Origin of the sequence: Mesorhizobium sp. M7A.F.Ca.CA.004.06.1.1, from assembly GCF_003999135.1 — a bacterium.
Lineage (GTDB): Bacteria > Pseudomonadota > Alphaproteobacteria > Rhizobiales > Rhizobiaceae > Mesorhizobium.
Genome location: NZ_RZPQ01000579.1, coordinates 1 through 3,829, shown reverse-complemented (window position 1 = coordinate 3,829; position 3,829 = coordinate 1). Strand labels below are relative to the sequence as shown.

General features: G+C 61.2%; 4 protein-coding genes. 3 read left to right on the top strand and 1 reads right to left on the bottom strand.

What is annotated here, in order from left to right; genetic code table 11:
• Positions 1–262 precede the first annotated feature (262 nt).
• The 3 genes from EN906_RS26100 (at position 263) to EN906_RS37805 (ending at position 3,331) form a co-directional block, all read left to right on the top strand.
• Positions 263–2,377 carry a ParB/RepB/Spo0J family partition protein gene (locus EN906_RS26100; protein ID WP_127270413.1) on the top strand — a complete coding sequence of 705 codons (2,115 nt, stop codon included), beginning with the start codon at positions 263–265 and terminating at the stop codon, positions 2,375–2,377.
• Positions 2,378–2,434: 57 nt separating this feature from the next.
• Positions 2,435–3,064: a LysR family transcriptional regulator substrate-binding protein gene (locus EN906_RS26095; RefSeq protein WP_236383364.1), complete on the top strand. Its 630-nt coding sequence runs from the start codon at positions 2,435–2,437 to the stop codon at positions 3,062–3,064.
• Between the two features lie 120 nt (positions 3,065–3,184).
• Positions 3,185–3,331: a hypothetical protein gene (locus tag EN906_RS37805; protein ID WP_164754473.1), complete on the top strand. Its 147-nt coding sequence runs from the start codon at positions 3,185–3,187 to the stop codon at positions 3,329–3,331.
• 29 nt (positions 3,332–3,360) lie between these two features.
• Here EN906_RS37805 and EN906_RS26090 read toward each other — a convergent pair whose 3' ends face one another.
• Positions 3,361–3,552, bottom strand: coding sequence for a hypothetical protein (locus tag EN906_RS26090; RefSeq protein ID WP_127270414.1), 192 nt, complete (start codon positions 3,550–3,552; stop codon positions 3,361–3,363).
• Positions 3,553–3,829: the final 277 nt, after the last annotated feature.

Genomic DNA, 3,829 nt, shown 5'->3' with positions numbered 1-3,829 from the left:
GCGCCATTGTCCGTGCCGCCAGCGCCGCCTCGAAGGCCGCCGAATTCATCCTCGGCTTCCAGCCTGGCGTGGATCAGCAAGCCACCGCGGCAGCGGCGAACGACAAACGGGAAGCGGCGTGGTGAGCCACGCAGAACCGGAGTCGGACCGCGCTTCGCCGGCTTCCCGGTTCGGTGGCCAGGAGAGTGAGAGGGGTGCCGGTATTTCATGACGGGTTTGGGTCGAGAGAGAGGCTCTCGGCCACCGTCGCGGAGAAAACACCATGGCTACTGCCGTTCAAAAGATCACCTTGTCGTCCTCGCGCGACATCCCTTTCAACAAGTTGGTGCTCGCCCAGAGCAACGTCCGGCGCATCAAGGCCGGCGTCTCGATCGAGGATCTGGCGGCTTCGATCGCCCGCCGGGGCCTGATCCAGAGCCTCCATGTTCGTCCCCTGCTCGATGCCGGCGGCGACGAGACAGGCATATTCGAGGTGCCGGCCGGCGGTCGCCGCTACCGCGCTCTCGAAATGCTCGTGAGCCAGAAGCGGCTTGCCAGGACCGCACCCGTTCCTTGTGTCATGGGCAACAACGCTGTCCTGGCGGAGGAAGTTTCGCTGGCCGAGAACATCGATCGCGTCCCACTTCATCCATTGGATGCCTATCGCGCGTTCAAGGACATGCGCGACAAGGGCATGTCGGAGGAGGAGATTGCCGCCGCTTTCTTCATCTCCGTCACCATCGTCAAGCAGCGCCTGAAGCTCACCGCCGTGTCGCCGGCGCTGCTCGATGTCTATGCCGACGCCGGAATGACGATCGCTCAACTCGAAGCGTTCTCGGTCAGTGACGACCACGCAAAACAGGAGCAAGTGTGGGAGGCGATCAACAACAGCTGGTCGAAAGAGCCATACCAGATTCGCCGCATGTTGACGGAGAACACTGTCCGCGCTTCCGACAAGCGTTCCGTGTTCGTTGGGCTCGATGCCTATGAGGCAGCTGGCGGCCAGGTGCTGCGTGACCTCTTCCAGTCGGATGACGGCGGATGGCTCCAAGACGCGCTGCTGCTCGACCGTCTTGTCGCCGAAAAGCTCCAGCTCACGGCTGATGAAATTGCCAATGAGGGCTGGAAGTGGATCGAGGTCGCGGTGAGCTTTCCCTACGGCGCCGCGAACGGCTTGCGTGAACTCCACGGCACGCCCGTTGACTTGACCGACGAGGAGCAGGCAACGCTCGGGGCGCTGCGTGACGAGTTCGACAAGCTGCAGGCGGAATACGAAGAGGCGGACGAGTTGCCCGATGAGATCGACCAGCGGTTTGGCGAGCTTGAAGCCGCCATTTGTGCGCTGGAGGCGCGCCCCGTCCACTTCGATCCGGTCGACATTGCAAAAGCGGGTGTCTTTCTCAGCGTTGACGCCGATGGATCGCTTCTCGTCGAGCGTGGCTATGTGAAGCCGGAGGACGAAGCTTCCGTTGCGCCCGATGGCGAGAGTGACTTCGGGGCCGGGGGAACCGACGATGGGGCGACGTCGGTCCAGCGGGCGGTAATTACCATCGGCGGCCAGCCAGCTCAGCCGCAGGATGATGAGGAGGATGGCATCAAGCCCTTGCCGGATCGCCTGATCATGGAACTGACCGCCGAGCGCACGCTGGCGCTACGCGACAAGCTCGCGAACGATCCGGCGATCGCCTACCTTGCCGTGCTCCACAAGTTCGTGCGCGACGTGTTTTCCCGCTACAGATCACAGGGTGTCGCGATGGAAGTCTCTGTCCGCGGCACGGTTTTCTCGGCCCAATCTGCCGAGCTTCGCGACACGCCTTACGCGCACGCGGTCGAAGTCCGCCACGCGGCCTGGGAAACCCGTTTGCCTGGGGGGGTCGACGACCTCTGGGATGCGCTTGCGGCGCTTACTGACGACGAGCGAGCCGCGCTTTTTGCCCATTGTGCATCCTTCGGCGTGAACGCCCTTTATGAAAAGGCCGATCGCTATGGGAACGGCGCTATCTCGGCACATGGCGTGCAGGAGCGTCTCACTGAGGCCGATCACCTGGCCCGGGTAGTCGGCCTCGACATGGTCGATGCCGGTTGGCGGCCGACGGTCGGCAACTATCTCGGGCGCGTCACCAAGGCACGTATTATCGAGGCCGTTCGCGAGGGTGAAGGCGAGAGCGCCGCCCAGCTTATCGACCACCTCAAGAAGGACGACATGGCCAAAGAGGCGGAGCGGCTGCTGGCCGACAGTGGCTGGCTGCCCGAACCGCTGCGGCTCATCGACCTCGATGCCGAGGGCGCGTCAAACGCGGACGAGGCAGACAAAGCGCTGCCCGATTTTCTCGCCGGTGACGACGAAGACAGTCGGGGCGACGAGAAGAGTGAGCAGCAACTCGACGCCGCGGAATAGCCTCGGCTTCGCGGATGATCTGGCTGCCCGGCACTTGCAAGAGCGCCGGGCCTTTTTGTGTGCGGTGGTCAGAGTGAGAGGGCGGGCGCGACGGGTTTGAGCCCGTCCGGTCAGAGAGAGCGCCGGAGGGCTTTCCCGTGTCGCTCTCCGAACGTCCGGTCAATTTCTGGAAGCTACGACCAGATCGGCGAGTACATCTTGGCCGGTCGCGCGGATCTGGGGATCTCGAGATTGCCGCTGGACCCACGCCTGTTTGAATGGGCGCCGCTCGGGTCGGCGCGCAACGTGTGCATCTTTCATCCCGACCACCGCTTTTCACAACAGACCTGTATCCAGGCGCACGACCTGGCTGGCGAAACGATCGTCGATATCGATCCCCAGTTCGCCGCCCACCAGATGAACTTCAATGCGTTGCGCTTCGCCGGCGTTGAGCCGAACATACTGGTGGAATTCGACTGCAACGGTCACGAGGCCGGATACGTTTCGGCTGGCCTGGGCATTTCCATAACCAATGAAATCATTGCGCGTGAATACGAAGCGTTTAACCTCGAAGCAAAACCGGTGGAACCGTCAGCTCTTTATCATTACGTCGCGATTTGGCAGAAGGGCAGGACCTTTTCGAATGCTCTGAGCGTGTCGCTCGAGGCGATTATCGCGGCCTTTTCCACCGCTCCTGCGAAAGGATGAGATTTCTCAGAGGGCGGCTAGAGAACGACGCTAGGCAGCCGGCGCGGCGCCTGCGGCCGCACTGGGAACTCAAGCCGTTTCCAAAACGCCTTGGAATTGAGCGAGTTGCTTTGGAAAATGATGAGCGAGGTAGCGTACCAGTTTGGGGCTATCCATCAGCCGGTTGAGGTGTCCTCGTACCGCTACAAGTTCGAGGCCCCACGAACCAATGTGCTCAGCGGAGTTTCGAAATTCCTGGCTCAACTCGGCCTGGCAGGGGCTGCGTGAAAAATGAGCTGCCCGCATTCGTAAACCGGCTAAGCCACTTGCTGCTGACTAACGGCTTGGAAGTGCGGCAGCGTCGCCTTTTGAAAAGCATGAGCTCGAGGCAGCCATTTCATACGGTTCCTGGCCGCATCAACCAGTTCCTCCTCGCGGGTAAGGCCGTTCACAAAGAGCTTTAGCAGGTGAGAAGCCGCTTTTTCGGCATCGGGCGAAGTAAGCGGCAATTTGCTCTCGTCGCACACAGTCGGGCAAATGCGAGACAACATTTCAATCTCGCACGGACCAAGGCAGTGACCAGGGTACAACATAATTTTCCTCCATACGGCTGTGGTTGCAAGACTAGCCTACGGACTGGGCCTGCCGGTGGTTCAACCTGGCGCGCATCAAGACCATCAGCACAGTCTCGTCTTTGATGCCTGTTTGAAACAGTCGGACCAACTCTGAGGCGAGTTCCCCGGCCTCAACAGAAGTGGTTAGAATCTCGTGTTCCTCACAAAGCTG